15 protein-coding genes are annotated in these 17,197 nt (G+C 61.2%); 10 read left to right on the top strand and 5 right to left on the bottom strand.

Going from position 1 to position 17,197, the window contains the following annotated elements:
- Window positions 1-45 precede the first annotated feature (45 nt).
- On the bottom strand, window positions 46-1,530 hold the full coding sequence (locus I6L34_RS16445) for a murein L,D-transpeptidase (protein WP_058059037.1): 1,485 nt from the start codon (window positions 1,528-1,530) through the stop codon (window positions 46-48).
- A gap of 92 nt (window positions 1,531-1,622) precedes the next feature.
- Entirely contained in the window at window positions 1,623-2,387 is a 765-nt protein-coding gene (locus I6L34_RS16440) for an ABC transporter substrate-binding protein (RefSeq protein WP_058059038.1), read from the bottom strand.
- A gap of 316 nt (window positions 2,388-2,703) precedes the next feature.
- Between I6L34_RS16440 and I6L34_RS16435 the strand changes: the two genes are divergently transcribed.
- From I6L34_RS16435 to I6L34_RS16415, 5 genes are all read left to right on the top strand, one after another.
- Window positions 2,704-3,249: a hypothetical protein gene (locus tag I6L34_RS16435; RefSeq protein ID WP_041202288.1), complete on the top strand. Its 546-nt coding sequence runs from the start codon at window positions 2,704-2,706 to the stop codon at window positions 3,247-3,249.
- Window positions 3,250-3,304: 55 nt separating this feature from the next.
- Entirely contained in the window at window positions 3,305-4,324 is a 1,020-nt protein-coding gene (locus tag I6L34_RS16430; RefSeq protein ID WP_058056731.1) for a glycosyltransferase family 2 protein, read from the top strand.
- Window positions 4,321-4,692 (top strand): GtrA family protein, encoded by a 372-nt coding sequence (locus tag I6L34_RS16425; protein WP_058056732.1) that lies wholly within the window; start codon window positions 4,321-4,323, stop codon window positions 4,690-4,692. The genes I6L34_RS16430 and I6L34_RS16425 overlap by 4 nt, the downstream gene beginning before the upstream one ends.
- Window positions 4,692-5,858 (top strand): hypothetical protein, encoded by a 1,167-nt coding sequence (locus tag I6L34_RS16420; protein WP_040066657.1) that lies wholly within the window; start codon window positions 4,692-4,694, stop codon window positions 5,856-5,858. The genes I6L34_RS16425 and I6L34_RS16420 overlap by 1 nt, the downstream gene beginning before the upstream one ends.
- 229 nt (window positions 5,859-6,087) lie before the next feature.
- Entirely contained in the window at window positions 6,088-8,199 is a 2,112-nt protein-coding gene (locus I6L34_RS16415; RefSeq protein WP_216954999.1) for an alpha-amylase, read from the top strand.
- 75 nt (window positions 8,200-8,274) lie between these two features.
- Here the strand turns inward: I6L34_RS16415 and I6L34_RS16410 are convergent, their stop codons facing one another.
- A complete protein-coding gene (locus tag I6L34_RS16410) occupies window positions 8,275-8,901 on the bottom strand; it encodes a glutathione S-transferase (RefSeq protein WP_216954998.1) in 627 nt (208 codons plus the stop codon).
- Between the two features lie 170 nt (window positions 8,902-9,071).
- Here I6L34_RS16410 and I6L34_RS16405 point away from each other — a divergent pair, with 170 nt between their 5' ends.
- The 4 genes from I6L34_RS16405 (at window position 9,072) to I6L34_RS16390 (ending at window position 12,645) form a co-directional block, all read left to right on the top strand.
- Window positions 9,072-9,716, top strand: coding sequence for a response regulator transcription factor (locus tag I6L34_RS16405; RefSeq protein ID WP_100654298.1), 645 nt, complete (start codon window positions 9,072-9,074; stop codon window positions 9,714-9,716).
- A gap of 113 nt (window positions 9,717-9,829) precedes the next feature.
- On the top strand, window positions 9,830-10,426 hold the full coding sequence (locus I6L34_RS16400) for a TetR/AcrR family transcriptional regulator (protein ID WP_216954997.1): 597 nt from the start codon (window positions 9,830-9,832) through the stop codon (window positions 10,424-10,426).
- A gap of 82 nt (window positions 10,427-10,508) precedes the next feature.
- Window positions 10,509-11,387: an alpha/beta hydrolase gene (locus I6L34_RS16395; RefSeq protein WP_216954996.1), complete on the top strand. Its 879-nt coding sequence runs from the start codon at window positions 10,509-10,511 to the stop codon at window positions 11,385-11,387.
- Window positions 11,388-11,499: 112 nt separating this feature from the next.
- Window positions 11,500-12,645 carry a patatin-like phospholipase family protein gene (locus I6L34_RS16390; RefSeq protein ID WP_216954995.1) on the top strand — a complete coding sequence of 382 codons (1,146 nt, stop codon included), beginning with the start codon at window positions 11,500-11,502 and terminating at the stop codon, window positions 12,643-12,645.
- A 28-nt stretch (window positions 12,646-12,673) separates the two neighbouring features.
- Here I6L34_RS16390 and I6L34_RS16385 read toward each other — a convergent pair whose 3' ends face one another.
- Window positions 12,674-14,626, bottom strand: coding sequence for a monovalent cation:proton antiporter family protein (locus I6L34_RS16385; RefSeq protein WP_005358805.1), 1,953 nt, complete (start codon window positions 14,624-14,626; stop codon window positions 12,674-12,676).
- 118 nt (window positions 14,627-14,744) lie between these two features.
- On the opposite strand from I6L34_RS16385, the gene I6L34_RS16380 reads away from it, so the two are divergent.
- Window positions 14,745-15,647: a GGDEF domain-containing protein gene (locus I6L34_RS16380; protein WP_005347848.1), complete on the top strand. Its 903-nt coding sequence runs from the start codon at window positions 14,745-14,747 to the stop codon at window positions 15,645-15,647.
- Between the two features lie 83 nt (window positions 15,648-15,730).
- On the opposite strand, the gene tilS is transcribed toward I6L34_RS16380, so the two are convergent.
- Window positions 15,731-17,089, bottom strand: a complete 1,359-nt coding sequence (gene tilS, locus I6L34_RS16375; RefSeq protein WP_216954994.1) for a tRNA lysidine(34) synthetase TilS — start codon at window positions 17,087-17,089, stop codon at window positions 15,731-15,733.
- Window positions 17,090-17,197 lie beyond the last annotated feature (108 nt).

Raw genomic sequence — 17,197 nt, 5'->3', positions numbered from 1 at the left:
TAGAAAAGCCCGGCACAGGCCGGGCTTTTCACTCTGTGGCAGGGATCACAGCAGGCGGCTCTGGAAGCTGACCCGATCAAATCCGTAGATATCGTTGCGCAGTTGCTGGCGACCATTTTCGTCGATCCAGCTGCTCCAGTAGACGGTAAAGACCGGGATCGGCGTGGTGAGCGGCAACCATTTGGTCTGGCTCTCCTTGAGGATATTGGCCACCTTGTCCGGCTGATAGCGGGAATCGGCCAGCAAAAGCTCGGCCAGATCGTCGGCATGCTCCACCCGGATACAGCCCGAACTGAAGGCGCGCGCGCCCTGCTCGAACAGCGCCTTGCGCGGGGTGGAGTGCAGATAGATGGCATCATTGTTGGGCAGGTAGAACTTGTAGCGCCCCAGGGCATTGTGATCCCCCGGCTTTTGCCGCAGGCGATAGGGGAAACCGGCGGCCAGCGCCTGATGCCACCCCTCTTCGGTGAACTGCACCGGATTGCCCTCACTGTCGATCACCTCGAACTGCTCGCGACTCAAGTACGCGGGATCCCGACCCAGCTTGGGCAGGATGTCCTTGCTCAGGATGGAGCGCGGCACATGCCAGGAGGGATTGAGCACGATGGAGCGAATTTCGCTGGCCAGAATGGGCGTGGCCCGCTGCTCCTTGCCGACGATGACCCGGCTGGTAAACACCTCGTTGCCGGACTCCACCACGCTCAGGCGGTAGTCGGGAATATTGACCAGCACGTAGCGGCCACCGGCGAGCTGATCCACCAGATCGCGACGCCACAGGTTACGCAGCAGCAGGCTGGCGCGCACTTGCGGGCCGGTATTGAGCCAGGAGCGGGTTTGACGGCCGATGATGCCGTCCGCGGTGAGACCGTGACGACGCTGGAATTGTTTGATGGCCTGCTCGGTATCACCATCGTAAATCTGATCACCATGGCTCGGGGCGCTGTCGCCCAGCTCGTTGAGCATGGCGCGGATTTGGCCGAGCTCGGCGGAGCTCTCTCCGGCACGCAGGGTCGGCATATCGAGGGTCGGCCACTTGCTGGCCATCGGCATCGCCAGCAGTTTGTGCACTTTGGCCCGCACCGCCTCGTATTCCGCCACCTGGGGGCGCAGGGATTTCACCTGGGTGAGCAGGTCATCATCGCTGGGCTGGGTCACCACAGGGCGGTTCAAATCGAGTTTGAGGGTCTTCATCTGCTCGCGAGAGACCAGATCCATCCCCCGCCAGGCGTGCTGGAAACGGCTCAGCTTGGTAAAAATGTCGTCATAGATGGCACCACGCTTGTCTGCAGGGGCGGCCTGCAGACGCTTCCACAGCGTGAAAAAATCGGGGTGCAGCTGGGCTAGCACAGCCTCTTGCAACTGCTGCTCCAGCTCGACACGGGCCTGTTCGGCCTGATTGCCCTGATACCAGTCGTGTCCGGTTTCACTGGCCGCCACCACGACTTGTGCTTCGGTCGCATGTACCGCGCCAGCGGGCAAACATCCCAGCCACACCAGATTGGCAAGGGCCAGCCAATACTTCATCCCCATGGGTACCTCAAAACGGTTTGTTCACTCTGTCGGGCCTGACAAGCAGACCCGATGCTCAGGCCGCTCATGATGCGTGAACGGCCAATACTTTGCTAGCGCCCGGGGGCATAACGCTGCCAGATAATGTCATACGCATCTGTCTCCTTGAACCGCGCCAACGCCTGATTGAATTGTTGCAAGAATTGCGGCGAAAAGCTGCGCTTGCCCAACATAAAGAAGCTCGGCGATTCAGATACCACCATGGGGTGACTGGTGAACAGACCGCTCATCCCCTCCTTGTTAAGGGCGCTGGGGGTAGCCAGCATGTCACCAAGGAAACCGTCGATCCGGCCGCGGGCCAGCTTCTCAAAATTTTGCTGGTCGCTCACCGCACTCACCTGTTTGGCATAGCGAGCGAGCAGCGACATCACTTCATCGCCATAGAAGTACTCTTTGGTGACGCCGAGGGAGTAACCACTGGCCAGCCAGTTCGCCAGATCCTGCTCGGGATAGTGGCTGCCCTTGCGGATCCACAGCAAAGTGCGCCCCGGGTTGTAGGAGTCGGAAAACCAGGCATAACGAGCGCGTTCATCATTGATATTCGCCTCCATCGCCATGTCTATCTCGCCATGCTCCATTTCGTGCAGTACCCGCTTCCAGGGCAGCTCCACATAATGGACCTTGCAGTGCATGGAAGTGAGCACAGCCGTCAGCACCTCGGCGGCATAACCGCGCACCTCTTGCGGTGAATCTGCTTCGTAATAATGGTAGGGGGGCCAGTTATCGTAACCGACCTGAATAGGCTCGGGACACAGGGCCTTGGCCAATGCCATTGGCGCCCATAATCCAAGCAACAGACAGCAAGAGATCCACTTCATATGTCATCCTTGACGAATAGGTGAGTCATCATAAATCGCCCCCTGCAAAATGGCGATAGAGGCCAGATGACTATCGCATCCGCTAGAAAATGACGCAGCAAAGCACGTCTATTTGCCAATTGCTCCGCCGGAGCGCCACTGGCAACCTGCACCCCGCGAGACCTGTTTAACCGGGAAACAGCAACGTTTGGAACAGGGGTAAAAAGGGGTTAATATGTGACCAAATATTTTTTTGTGATCCACTATGCTTTTTTTGCAATTGGATTAGCATATGCGCGACATCGGCCTACCCCTTCTGTCAGGCATAGAGAGTGATATGACGTACAAAAAGTTCGGTTTTTTGACTGCCATTCTGGCGTTAAGCGGTTTTTATCTTTACACCCTCTATCTGGCTGCTCACCCCAACGTGAGCCTGGCCTACAAACTCTATTATCTGGAAGGCAAGACACGCTTCTGGGAACACAACTCCAGCATGACCTATCAGCCGGGTAACGAGCTCAATCTGACCAAGCCGAGCCGCTTTCTCTCAAGCGAAGGCTGGGCCAAGAAGCCGAGCGACGAAGGTACCCTGCTCAGCGGTCAGGGCGGTCTCTACTTTGTGCTGCCCAAGCAGGCGGCCAATCCGGATCAACTTACCGTACAGGCCCGCATCAACAGCCCGGAAGCCGGTGCCCTGTTGAAAGTGGCGCTGGGTCACGACTTCACCACCACGGTGAAACTGGCCAAAGCGGGTATCAACGAAATCCGCCTCAGTCTGCCCGGCGACTCGCTCACGGCAGATCCCAAGCGCCCCAATTTTCTGGCGCTCTCGGCACCTACTCCCATCAATGTGCAGTCGGTACGTTTGACCGTAGCCCAGTGATCCTTGCCCCGAATACCATTTTATAAAAACAACTATCCCAAATAAGGACGTTCTTATGTCGCATCCAGATTTTCGACTCTCTCTGGTCGTTCCCGTTTACAACGAGGAAGAGAGCATCGATGCCTTCATCAACGCGATAGACAACGAACTGGCCCCGCTGAAAGACCAGCTTGAAATTGTATTCGTCAACGATGGCAGCCGTGACCGCACCCGTGAAGTGGTCGAGCAGGCCATCGCCCGTGACCCGCGCGTGACCCTGGTCAACCTGGCACGCAACTTCGGTAAAGAAGCGGCCCTGACCGCAGGTCTGCATCAGGCCAAAGGGGATGCCATCGTGCCGATGGACGTGGATCTGCAAGACCCGCCCGCCCTGATCCTGGAGTTCGTCAAACTGTGGCAGACCGGTGACTATGACACCGTCTACGGCATCCGCGTCGATCGCAGCGCCGATACCCCGATGAAGCGCCTGACTGCTGGTGGCTTCTACCGCTTCTTCAACGCCCTCTCCACCAGCACCAAGCTGCCGGAGAACGCCGGTGACTTCCGCCTGATCGACCGTCGAGTGGTCGAGGCGATCAAGCTGCTGCCGGAGCGCAACCGCTTTATGAAGGGTCTGTTTGCCTGGGCCGGTTTCCGTGCCGTTGGCGTCCCCTACGAGCGCCCGGCCCGTCACGCCGGTGAAACCAAGTTCAACTATTGGAAACTGTGGAACTTCGCCCTCGACGGCCTGCTCAGCTTCTCCAGCTGGCCGCTTCGGGTCTGGAGCTATGTGGGGGTCAGCGTCTCGCTGGTGGCCTTCCTCTATATCCTGAAAATCATCACCCAGGTGATCTTCTTCGGTATCGACGTACCCGGTTACGCCTCACTGATGTCCGTAGTGCTGTTCCTCGGTGGTATCCAGCTGTTGTCGCTCGGCATCATCGGCGAGTACATCGGCCGCATGTTTGTGGAAGTGAAACAGCGCCCGGTCTACCTCATTGAAGGGGTCTATGGCCAGTATGCCAAGCAGGATGCGGCCAAACCGCAGAGCGCTGACAGCAATCCGCAAGAGCAGCAGGAGCAGGCGCCTCAATGATCTCCCGCGAGGAATTCTGGCGGCTGGTACGTTTCGGTTTTGTCGGCGGGGGGGCTACCCTCGTCGACCTTGGCACCTCCATCGCACTGTTTCATACCTGGCCCACCATCTCGGAGCACCTGGTTACCACGCTGGCTTTTGCCATCGCGTTCTGGTTCTCCTTCTTTGGTCATCGCTACATCACCTTCCAGAAGCAGGGAGCCGCCAGCAAGTTTCTGCTGGTCGCTCTCTTCTCGCTGGCGGTGCGTAACCTGATCCTGAGCGGCCTGCTGTTTACGGGGCTCTCCGGTCTGCTGCCGGTGGTCATCGCCACCCTGACCGTTACCGTCCTCACTTACGTTCTCTCTCGCGTCTGGGTTTTTGCCTGATGAATGATATGACCAATACTGCCCCGCTAACCGGGGCTGCACTTCCCTATCGCCCGTCACTGCGCATCAGCGGTCGTGACTGGCTGATGATCATCGCCGCCTTCATGCTGAGCCGGGTGGCGCTGTATGGCATGGGCTACTTCGGTGTCCAGCTCTATGGCTCCCCCGACATCGGCCCGCTGCAGGCCTATTGTCAGTTCGACTGCGTCTGGTTCCAGCGCATCATCGAAAACGGCTACGACCTCTACCCGCGCTGGCTGAGCAAGGGCAATGCGGCCAACTGGGCCTTTATGCCGCTCTACCCGATGGTCTCCGGTGCCATCTCCAACCTGTTCAATGTCGAGAGCCTGATCGGCCTCATCATTGTTACAAATCTCTCCTTCTTCGCCAGCTTGCCGCTGATGCTGCTGGTGTTGCGTCAGCTCAAGCTGGGGGACGATACCGCCCGCTTCGGCGTCTGGCTGCTCGCCTTCTCCCCCTTCTCCGCCTACTTCGTCTCCGGTTATACCGAGTCGACCTTTATGGCGCTGATGCTGGGGATGTTCCTGTTCGCCTATCGGGAGCAGTGGCTGATGGTGGCCGTGCTGGGGGTCTGTATCTCCGCCACCCGCAACCTGGGGGTGATGATGGTCTTCCCGGTGCTGATCCTGGCGCTGCAGGCCTACGGCTGGCGGGAATTTTTCCGCTTCACCGAGCGCGCCTTCAAGGTGGTGTTCACCCTCTGGATGATCCCGTTTGGCCTGTTTGCCTACATGGTCTACCTCTATCACCTGACCGGCGATGCCTTTGCCTTTAAGCACATTCAGGTGGCATGGGGTCGCTACATGGACAGCCCGCTGGACTGGTGGCTGAGCGGTTTCGAGCTGGGCGGCCGCAAGGCTTACCTCTCCATCATGGTGATCTTCGGCTGGTGCCTGAACGGCTACCTGTTCAGCCAGAAACGCTGGGCTGAAGCGACCCTGATGTTCATCTGCTGCACCATCCCGCTGATGACCGGCCTCAACGCCATGCCACGCTACATGTTCGGGCTCTACCCGACCCTGCTGGCCATCATTCTGCTGACCCATCGCTGGCCCGCTATCCGCCCAGCAGTGCTCTGCATTAGCGGCATGGTGGCCTCCTTCATCGCGGTGGCCTTCGTCAACTTCAAGTTCTTCACCGTCTGATGTGACGACGATGCCTGATACACCAAATGCCGGTCACCTGACCGGCATTTTTTTATGGCCGCTATTTTTATCGACAAAGCCTCCCATCTCCTCTCAGTCACACTTTCCTCGGCTTGAAAACGTAACCATTTGAACTGAAGTCACAAATCGGCATTTTGCCGATCCAAGGCACGCTTTGCTGCTCCTAGAATGGGCCCTTGTCCAAACTGCCCTGCTCAAGGAATGGCTTATGCGTCGTGCTCATCACTTATCCCCTCTCTGGCTTGCCCTGCTGGCCGCCCCTCTGTTCATCCAACAGGCGATGGCCGCCCCCGAGGTTCGCCTCTATGTGGATGGTCAACCGGTGGCGACCCCGATCGTGCTGGACAAGGGCACGGTGGAGCTGACCCACACCCTTGCCAAGGGGAGCCACCAGATCCGCATCAGCGACGCAAGCAACAGTTGCGGTACCAGCTTTGGCCCGAGCGAGAGCAGACCGCTCCCCTTCGGCACCGCCCAACCCATGGACAAATGCAGCAAGGATCAGAGCTTTACCCTGCGGGTAATGCTGGCCGGGGAGTATCAGTTCACCTTCAACCCGGATACTCCCAGCCTCAAGGTGCTGCGGGCAACCAAGAAGAGCGAGTTCAAACGCCAGCCACCACAAGAGCCCTGCATCAGCTGGGATGGCGGCCCGGTCACTGTGTCGCTCAAAGGGGTCTGGCCCGACGGCACCCGACTGCGGGATGCCTACTCGAAACAGGAGGCGGTGGTCAAACAGGGCAAACTGACCCTGACCCCGAGTAAAGAGAGCGGCGGCCTGCTGCTGCTCGAGCCGGTCAAGGCAGCCAAGCCAGCACCGTTCAGCTGGGATCAGGCGAGCGTCTATTTCCTGCTGACCGATCGCTTCCACAACGGCGACCCCGCCAACGACCACAGCTTCGGCCGCCAGAAGGATGGACAGGATGAGGTGGCCACCTGGCACGGCGGCGACTTCAAGGGACTGACCGAGAAGCTCGACTACATCAAGAGCCTCGGCATAAACGCCATCTGGATCACCCCCATGGTGGAGCAGGTACACGGCTTTATCGGCGGTGGCGAGCAGGGCAATTTTCCTTTCTACGCCTACCACGGCTACTGGGCGCTCGACTTCACCAAAATCGACCCCAACTACGGCGATGAAGAGAGCCTGAAAACCCTGGTGGATGAGGCCCACAAGCGCGGCATGCGGATCATCCTCGACGTGGTGATGAACCACGCCGGTTACGCCACCCTCGCCGATCTGCAAGATCTCGGGCTCACCGAACTGACCCAGAACAGCAGCAAACTGCCAACCGTCTGGAACCAGTGGCGCCCGAGCGGTGGCCTCAACTGGCATGGCTACAACCAGTTCATCGACTACCAGTCGCCGAAGTGGGACAAGTGGTGGAGCGCTGACTGGGTGCGCGCCGGTCTGCCCGGTTATCCGCAGCCTGGCACCGACGACGTCACCGGCTCGGTTGCGGGACTGCCGGACTTCCTCACAGAATCCACCAAACCGGTGGGGCTGCCACCGCTGCTGACGGCAAAAAAAGATACCAAGGCCAAGGCGCTGCCCAACGCTACCGTGAGCGACTATCTCATCGCCTGGCACACCGACTGGGTGCGCCGCTTTGGCATCGACGGCTTCCGCGCCGACACCGTCAAACATCTGGAGCCCGAGGTATGGGCCCGCCTCAAGCAGGCTGGCACGGCGGCGCTTAAGGAGTGGAAGGCCGCCAACCCGACCAAGAAGCTCGACGATCTGCCCTTCTACATGGTGGGCGAGGTGTGGGATCACGGGGTAGCCAAGGATTTCTGGTATCAGAACGGCTTCGATTCGCTGATCAACTTCGACTATCAGCGCGAGTTCGCACTGTCACAGGCCCAGTGCATGGCCAGCGCCGAGCCCACCTATGCCAGCTACGCCAGCCGCATCAATCAGGATCCCGAGTTCAACGTGTTGAGCTACATCAGCTCCCACGACACCAAGCTGTTCTTTGGCGACTATCAGGATGTGCCGCTACAGCGCCGGGTCGCCAACAGCTTTCTGCTGCTGCCGGGCGGCATCCAGCTCTACTACGGCGACGAGTCCGGCCGCGGGCTGGCCAAGGATGGCGGGGTATTCGATCAGGCGCTGCGCTCGGACATGAACTGGCAGGATCTGGCCAGCGGTGACAAGGCTGAGCTGGTCAAGCACTGGCAGCAACTGGGCCAGTTCCGCGCCGCCCATCCGGCCGTTGCGGCAGGCAGCCACCAGAAACTCTCGGATGCCCCCTACGCCTTCGTGCGGGAGAAGGGGGATGACAAGGTGGTGGTGGTCTTTGCCGGTCGGCAGAAGTAACTCTTAGGCCATATATACCAGCAACAGAGAGGGGAGCCACTGGCTCCCCTCTCTCGTTTATCTATCTGCCAAGGCTCACTGTGACTGGCGCGCCGCCACCGCCCACTGCAACCGCGCCTTGAGCAGGGTCTCCTGCCACAGAGGCCAAGAGAGCAGCGCCTGCTGATAGACTCCCGCCTGACCGGGCAACAGGATGCCGTAGCTGGCCAGCCGATAGGCCATCACCGCATAGAAGGCATCGACAATGCCCGCCTCGCCAAAGTAGAAGGGGCCCCGCGCCTGCGACCAGATCTCCTGCAAACGAGCCAGCTCGCCTACCGCCTCAACCGGCGGCTCGCTGCGGGTTGGCGCCCCAAGAAAGAAGGGGAGCAGAGCACGGATCTGCCGAAATCCGGCGTGCAGCTCGGCGCAGAGGCTGCGAGCCAGTGCCCGCTCGGCCAGCGAAACGGGATAGAGCTGACGGTCGGGACAGAGCTCGTGAACATATTCGGCGATGGCCAGCGAGTCGTGAACCCGCACGCCATCGTGTTCGAGCCAGGGCACCAGACCGGCCGGTGCCAGCCGCTTGAGCCGGGCCAGCGACTTGGCATCCTCCAGATCGAACACCTGCTCCTGCCACGTCAACCCGCTCATGGCGAGCACCAGTGCCGCCCGCATCGCCCAGGTGGAGCCGGTGCCCACCGCCAATACCAAGGATCCCATCTGTTGCCTCCTGCATGAGTTGCCTGCGACCGGCCGATCTGCCCTGATGGCAAAACATCCGATGTTCGCTTCACATTTGCGCACCGGCGGGTTTGACCCTCTTGGTGAGCGATGCTAGTTTGATTTTTCAAAACAATCAGTTAGCAACAATGTGAGCCATTAACCGAAATATGGACAGCCAATTTACCATCGTCATCGCAGATGACCACCCCCTGTTTCGGGGCGCCCTTTACCAAGCGGTGCACATGGCCATCAACGACGCTCAATTGCTGGAAGCGGACTCCATCGACAGCCTGACCAACCTGCTCGGCGAGCACCCCGAGGTCGACCTGTTGCTGCTCGATCTCAAGATGCCGGGAGCCAATGGCTTCGAGGGGCTGGCCCACCTGCGCGGCCAATATCCCGACCTGCCCATCGTGGTGGTCTCCGCCTCGGAAGATGCGGCCATCATCCAGCAGGTGCTGCGGCTCGGAGCGCTCGGCTTTATTCCCAAGTCAGTGCCAATGAAGGAGCTGGTCAACGCCCTCAATACGGTGATCGGGGGGGATAACTGGGTGCCGGAAGGCATCTCGCTACATCCTGAATCGGAAGACGGCCCCGATTTCGCCAGCAAGCTAGCCAGCCTCACCCCCCAGCAGTACAAGGTGCTGATCATGCTGCGCGATGGCAGCCTGAACAAACAGATTGCCTGGGAGCTCAACGTCTCAGAGGCCACCATCAAGGCCCATATCACCGCCATCTTCAGAAAACTGGGCGTCAAAAACCGCACTCAGGCGGTTATCGCCCTGCAACAGCTCGATATCAAGGAGAACTGACCCCCGCGCATAGCGACACGTGCGAGACGACATAGCCAGCCATGCTGGCTATTTGTTGCTCGACAATTAGCACGATCGTACTTTATGCTGCCAGCGCCAACGAGGAGAGAGTGATGAGCAAAGGGCGCCTGACCCGGGAAAACATTTTGCAGACCGCCTTTGAGCAAGCGAGCCAGCAAGGGCTGGAGAGCCTGACCATCGGCTCGCTGGCCAGCGCCTGCGAGATGTCCAAAAGCGGCCTGTTTGCCCACTTTCAATCCCGCGACAATCTGCAGATCGCCGTGCTGGAGTACGCCGCCGAAGTGTTTCGGCTGCGGGTGATCCAGCCGGTACGCCAGCAGGAGCACCAGAGCCAGCACGACAAGCTGATCGCCCTGCTGCGCGCCTGGCAGGCGTGGAACCACTGCTTCGCCGGACGCTGCATGTTCCTCGATGCCTGGACCTCGGTGCAGGATGACCATGAGCAAAAGAGCCAGGTGCAGCAAGCCGCCCGTCAACTGGTGCGCTTCTGGCTCGACTATCTGGCCCGTCAGGTGGTGCAGGGTCAGGCCGCAGGCGAGTGGCGACAGGAGATGGATCCCTGGCGCGCCGTTTACCGCCTCTATGGCCTCTATCTGGCGGATCAGGTGTTCAACGATCTCGAACTGTGTCAGGATCCGGCCCGCCACTTCTGGCCCGAGGTGGACGCTCTGCTGAGCAGCTGGCGCTGATGTTTTGGCATCCGTTCAACACGAATTTTTAAAAACCGACAAAAAAGCACGACCGTTCGCACATAAAAACCACAGGATGACCATGAGCAGCAAAATCTACTTCAACACCCGCCGCTTCAGCCCGAGCAAATGGCTGCTGGGGATCGGTACCCGGTTGCACCACAGACTCGCCCCCACCCATGCCAAGCGTACCGCCAGCAAGTTGCTGCTCACCCCCCAGCGCAACCAGCGGAATGCCCACGAGCCAGCGGGCCTGGTGAAGCAGGCCGTCCATACCAGCGAAGGGGTATTGATGAGCTATCGGCTCGGTCAGGGGCCGCTGTGGCTGCTGATGCACGGCTGGTCCGGCAGCGCCAGCCAGTTCTATCCGCTGATGAGCCATATCGCCGCGCAGGGTTTCACCGCCATTGCCTACGATCATCCGGCCCACGGCCAGAGCGCAGGCAACACTGGCCACCTGCCCCGTTTCGTGCGCGCCTTCGACGAGCTGGCAACCAAGCTGGCCAGCGAAGTAGGCCCACTGCACGGGGTCATCGCCCACAGCATGGGAGGCGCCGTCACCCTCTCCAGCCGTCAGGCGGGTATCGATACCCTGCCGCTGCTGTTGATTTCGCCGGTGCTCGACTATGTGCCCCAGCTCTACGGTATGGTGGCACGCTCCGGCTACTCCATCCGGCTGTTCGATGCGGTGGTCAAGGAGATTGAGCAGGAGTACCAGCACCCCTTGAGCACGGTCGATCCACTGGGTCGCCTCGCCAGTCGCAGCGGCGCGGCGATAATCGTGCACGACGAGGAGGACAGATTCGCCCCCCATAGCGACTCCCTGCGTGCCAGCCAGGATGGGCATACCCGGCTGGTAAGCACCCGGGGTCTGGGCCACGGTCGCATTCTTGCCAGTGCGCCGGTATTCGCCGCCTTCGATCAGCTGGCACGACCGGAAAATCCTCTCCGGGCCCTTTGACCGGGGGCCATGAAAAAAACGGGCAAGCGCCCGTTTTTATATTTGATACAGCGCCTTATAGTTAATTTGTCAGTGGGAGCATCCTTGTCAGAACACTATAAGGCGCCAGCATATGGCCAGACCCAATACAGCGTTGTTGCTCACCGGAGGCGGAGCGCGCGCCGCCTATCAGGTCGGCGCCCTCAAAGCCGTGGCGGAGCTCTACCCGCGTAATCTCGGCATCCCCTTTCCCATTCTGTGCGGCACCTCGGCCGGGGCCATCAACGTCACCGCGCTCGCCTGCTACGCCTCCAGCTTTCATCTGGGGGTGCGCAAGCTGGAGTGGGTCTGGCGCCGCTTCGAGACTCACCACATCTTCGATTTTCACCCGGGGCGCCTGCTGTGGCGGCTGATGTACGAGGGGTCGGCGGGGCTGATCAATCCCCACACCAACCACGCCTTTCACCTCTTTGACAACGCGCCGCTGCACCGCCTGCTGGATCAACTCATCGACTATCACCGCATTGATGACAACATCCTCTACGGCAGTCTGGAGGCGCTGGCCATCACGGCATCGGATTACGACGATGGCCTCTCCACCACCTTCTTTCAGGGGCGGGCCGACCACCATCCGTGGGAGCGGGCCAGACGGCGCGGGGTACGCACCGTGCTTACATCGGAGCACCTGCTCGCCTCCTCGGCGCTCCCCTTTGTCTTTCCGGCCACCCGGATCGGCGAGAAGTTCTACGGCGACGGTTCCATCCACCAGCTGAGCCCGCTCAGCCCCGCCATCCATCTGGGGGCGGAGCGGATCCTGCTGATCACCCTGGATCCGCCAGCCCACTCGGCGCCGACCCATCATCACGGCCATCTCACCAGCTCCAATATCGCCAGCCATCTGCTCGATACCGTCTTTACCGACACCCTCAACTCTGATTTGGAGCGGCTGTGGCGCATCAACCAGACTCTGGATCTTATCCCTGAGCGGGAGCGCAATCGCCTCAAGCTGAAACGGGTGGAGACCTGCGTGCTAAAACCGAGTCAGGATCTCGACACCATCGCACTGGCCTACCTGCGCAAACTGCCGCTAAAGTTGCGCCGCCTGTTGCGGGTGCTGGGTGTGAAGGGGGATGAGACCAGCAGTCTGGCCAGCTTTTTGATGTTCTATCCGGGTTATTGTCAGCAGCTGATCAAGCTGGGCTATCAGGACACCCTGAGGGAGCGGGAGCGGGTCACCGCCTTCCTCGATATCGAAGGGCTGCCAAAAGAGCGGGAGTAAAGGGCGCCGCCGATGAGTGCGAGGGGACTCAGCGCCCCTCCAGCAAACGCTGCTCCGCCTGCTCCATCGCCACCACGGTACCAAACAGGATCAGCCGATCGCCAGCTGCCAGCACCAGCTCGGGTCTGGGCTCCAGACTCTGATCCCCGCGCTGCACCTCCTTGATCCGCACCTCATCAAGCGGCAGCTCGCGCACTTCATGGCCCACCGCCCACGCCTGATCGTGCAGCAACAGCGGATGGAGGCGTTCAAGCAGCTGATCTGCCTCCAGATTGCTGGCACTCTGATCCCCCCAGTAGAAGCCGTGTAGGAAGCGATACTGACTGCTGCGCTCCAGCTCCATCCGGCGGATCACCCGACCGATGGGGATATCGCAATTGAGCAGCAGGTGGGAGACCAGCATCAGGGCCCCTTCCTGGGATTCGGGGATCACCTCGAAGGCCCCCGCCTGCTTGTACTGCTCCAGAAAGCTGTCATCCCGGGTGCGCACCAGCACCTTGAGATCTCCCGCCAGTTCGCGGATCAGTGCCAGCATCGCCTCAACCCGCTTGCGGTCATCGAAGGTGATGATCACCAGCCGTGCCCGCAACAGACCGGCGGCCAGCAGAATATCGCGGCGACTGGCATCGCCGAAGGCCACCTGCTCCCCCGCCAGCTTGGCCTCGCTCACCCGCTCAGGGTCGAGGTCGAGGGCCAGAAAGGGGATCTCCTCGATCTTGAGAAAGCGGGCACAGGTCTGCCCCGCCCGGCCAAAGCCGGCGATGATGACGTGCTGGTTTTTGCTCAGGCCCGACTGTGCCACCTCGGAGCGAGTCAGCAGCGCAGGATCGGTGAGGCTGCGGGCCAGCGAATGGGCCTGGGTCACCAGCCAGGGGGTCATGGCGATGGAGATGATGCCGATGCCGATGAGCAGGGAGACCAGCTGCTGATCCAGTAGGCCGTGGTGGAGCGCCAGCGCCAGCAGCACGAAGCCAAACTCCCCCACCTGACTGAGCATGATGCCGGCGGCCATGCTGTCGCGCTTGCGCTCCCCCATCAGCCGCCCGGCCAGCAGTACCAGCAGGGATTTGCACAGCACCAGCAACACTACGCAGATCAGTACCTGCCACCAAGCCCGCGCCACCAGTTCCCACTCCATGGCCATGCCGATGGTGATAAAGAAGAGCCCCATCAGCACGTCGCGAAAGGGCTTGATGTCTACCTCCAGCTGATGACGGTAGTGGGACTCCCCCAGCATCATCCCCGCCAGAAACGCCCCCAGCGCCATCGACAGTCCCAGTGAATGGGTCATGTAGGCTGCCAGCAGCGCCACCAGCAGGGCACTCAGCACGAACAACTCGTCGGAGCGGGCTCGCGCCACTTCGTGAAACAACAACGGCAGCAACCACTTGCCCACCGCCAGTAGAGTGAAGAGAGCAAACAGCCCCTTGAGGGTGGCCCAGGCGATCTCGGCGGCAAGGGCGCTCCCCTGCACTTCCGGCTGGGCGAGGATCGGGATCATCACCAGCAGCGGCACCACCGCCAGATCCTGAAACAGCAGCACGCTCACCCCCAGCTGGGCGCGGCGGGTATGGAGCTGCTTCTGCTCGCCGAGCTGCTTGATCACCACCGCCGTCGAGGAGAGCGCCAACGTCCCCGCCACCACCAGCGACTGGGCCAGACCCAACCCCCACCACCAGCCGATGGCGAAAAAGAGCAGTGACGTGAGCAGCACCTGCAACATCCCGACCCCCAGCACCAACCGGCGCATCGCCAGCAATTTTGGCAGGGAGAACTCCAGCCCCAGCGAGAACATCAAAAAGACGATCCCCAGCTCGGCAATGGTCTGCATGATCGACTGGCCGGTGATCACCGCCAGCCCGTGGGGGCCGAGCAAGACGCCGGCAATCAGGTAGGCGAGGATCACCGGCAAGCCGAGGCGCCGGAAAGTTGCCACCAGCAGAACGGCGGCGAACAGCAGGATCAACAGGTCGGTGTACAAATTTTCCTCTCCTTTTATCGACTTAAGCTTAGTCAGCCGATCTGGCGGGCAGGAAAGATATATTGGGCATGCCAATTGCAAGGAGGAGACAGTAGTCAGGTGTTACAGGTGGAAGACCATGGAAAATACGTCGTCACTTAATGGCTTTAGCCATGGCATCGAGCAGTGGGTTCGCCAGATGGAGCGGCTCACGCCGTTGCCCAGCGTTGAACGTAACCAGTTGCTCGAGCAGTTGTTGGGGCAGAGCGATCTCGGCGGTCTGCTGACAACTTTTGCCGATCGTGCGGCAAGAATTGTCAGGATCCACGGTCTCTACCTCGATTGTGGCCAGCCCCATGTGCTGATCCAGCACCCGCCGCTGGCCACCCTCAACCTGCACAACTATCCGTTCGAGCTGCGCGGTCAGCATGGCCAGCTGCTCGGCCAGCTCCACTACGAGCTGGAACATCCGCTGAGCGGCAGCCAGCAACGGGTACTGATGCAATACCATCAGCTGCTCTGCCTGCTGCTGCCCCTCTATCTGCGGCTGGAAAAACTGGATCAGCTGGTCCGGCTCGATCACCTGACCGGCCTTGGCAACCGCTCCTACTTTGACGAGGCCATCGGTCGCGCCATCGAGCAGCACAGCCGCGAGCCCCACGGTCTGGTGCTGGTGCTGCTGGATCTCGATCGCTTCAAGCAGATCAATGATACCTGGGGCCATCCGGTGGGGGATCTGGTGCTGAGTCGCTTCGCCCAGCTGCTCAAGGGGTGCATCCGCAGCACGGATCAAGCCTTCCGGCTCGGGGGAGATGAATTTGCCCTGCTGCTGCAACCGGCCGAACCCGAGGCGTGGCGCCCGGTCTGGCTGCGACTGCAGCATATGTTGATGACCAACAAGGAGCTCAGCACCTTCTCGGTCGGATGCAGCCTTGGCGCCGCCAGCTGGCAATCCGGGGTCGACGTGCCGAGCCTCTACGAGGCGGCCGACAGCCACCTCTACGCCCGCAAGAAAGCAGGCAAGGCCAGCCCTAACGAATAATCCCGAACTCTTCTTTGCTCCGGCACATGCGCGCCATGTGACCGGAGCTTCTTTTTGTGGGGTCCCCGCTCACACCGATCACCTCAGGCAAGATCCTGCTCGGGTAGAACCGAGGCTGCACCGCCCCCTTGCCAGTGGCACACCAGCCCGGCACCCTGCGCCATAAAACCGTCGCAGACAAAGAGCCCCACCACCGCCGCCGCCTGCTCGCCATAGTAGAGGATGGGGATGCGCCCCCGCTGCCACGAAGGCACGCCATACTCCTGCAGCAGCTTCTTCATCCGCCGACTACCGCCCCGTCCCACCGGTTTGAGGGGGATCCCGGGCGCTACCTGAAAACGCACCGAGAGCGGCTCGTCCGGCCGGGGGGCACGCAGCAGATCCTCGCCGCACTCCGCCATGCGTACCACCAGCTCGCCCAACCCGTCCGGCAGGGTCAGCGGCTCACCCACGGTCAGCGGCAACAGCTGATGGCAGGGTTGCAGGTCAGGGCTCACCAGATAGAGTCGCTCCTGAAAACGGCGGCAGCTCTGGCGCCCCCAGTTGAGCTGGGGATTGGCATCGCCGCGCGCCAGCGCCACCTCCTGCCACAGCCGGGCAAGCTGCTCACGGGATGGCATCTCGCCTCCCTGACGGCGGATCCAGTAGCGCAGCAGGTTGTTGCGCCGGGTGGGTGAAAGGGCGTGCAGCGGGCCGATATGGAGCGCCTCCCCCTCGCCCGCCAGCTGCCAGTCGCTCTCGGCCAGCTCGTCCAGCAGTGCCTCCTGCTCGGCGCACAGGGCCATGCTGCGCGCCGCGGTCTGGGCCATGGCGGGCCAGCGCGCCTTGAGATGGGGGATAAGCGTCTGGCGCAAAAAGTTGCGGTCATAGCTCACGTCCTGATTGCTCTCATCCTCCACCCAGCCAAAGGGGAGGCTCGCCGCCGCCTCGGCCAGCTCGGCGCGACTCATATCGAGCAGCGGCCGCAGCAGCAGACCGCCAGCAAAGGGCTGGCTTGGCAAGATGCCGGCCAGACCGCGCAGACCGGCGCCGCGCTTGAGGGCCAGCAGCAGGGTCTCCAGCTGATCGTCCTGATGGTGGGCGGTGAGCAGCCACTCCCCCTCCCGCATCCGGGCGGTCAGCCGTTGGTAACGGGCGGTGCGGGCCTGCGCCTCCAGACTCTCGCCATTGCCACGGGCCAGTGTCACCCGCTCGACCAGCAGCTCCACCGCCAATTGCTGACACACGGCTTCACAATGAGCGACCCACTCATCGGCATGGGGACTGAGGCCGTGGTGCACGTGCAGGGCGCGAAGTGGCAGGCAATGCTCGCGGGCATACTGCGCCGCCAGTACCAGCAGCAGGGTGGAGTCGAGGCCGCCACTGAAGGCCACCAGCAGACCGGTGGAACCTTCCGGCGCTGGCATAGTCAGACAAAAGCGAGAATAAAGATGAGAAATCATAGGCTTCCCCAAAACGGACCGGCCGATCTTAGCAGAGTCGGGCTTATCAAGCTGCAACCCTGCTGCTAGAGTGAGGCTCGCCCGCCCTCTCCACCAGGCTGGCCGCAA

The organism is Aeromonas sp. FDAARGOS 1404 (genome assembly GCF_019047085.1).
GTDB classification, from domain to species: domain Bacteria; phylum Pseudomonadota; class Gammaproteobacteria; order Enterobacterales; family Aeromonadaceae; genus Aeromonas; species Aeromonas veronii.
This window is presented reverse-complemented; position numbering and strand designations above follow the sequence as displayed.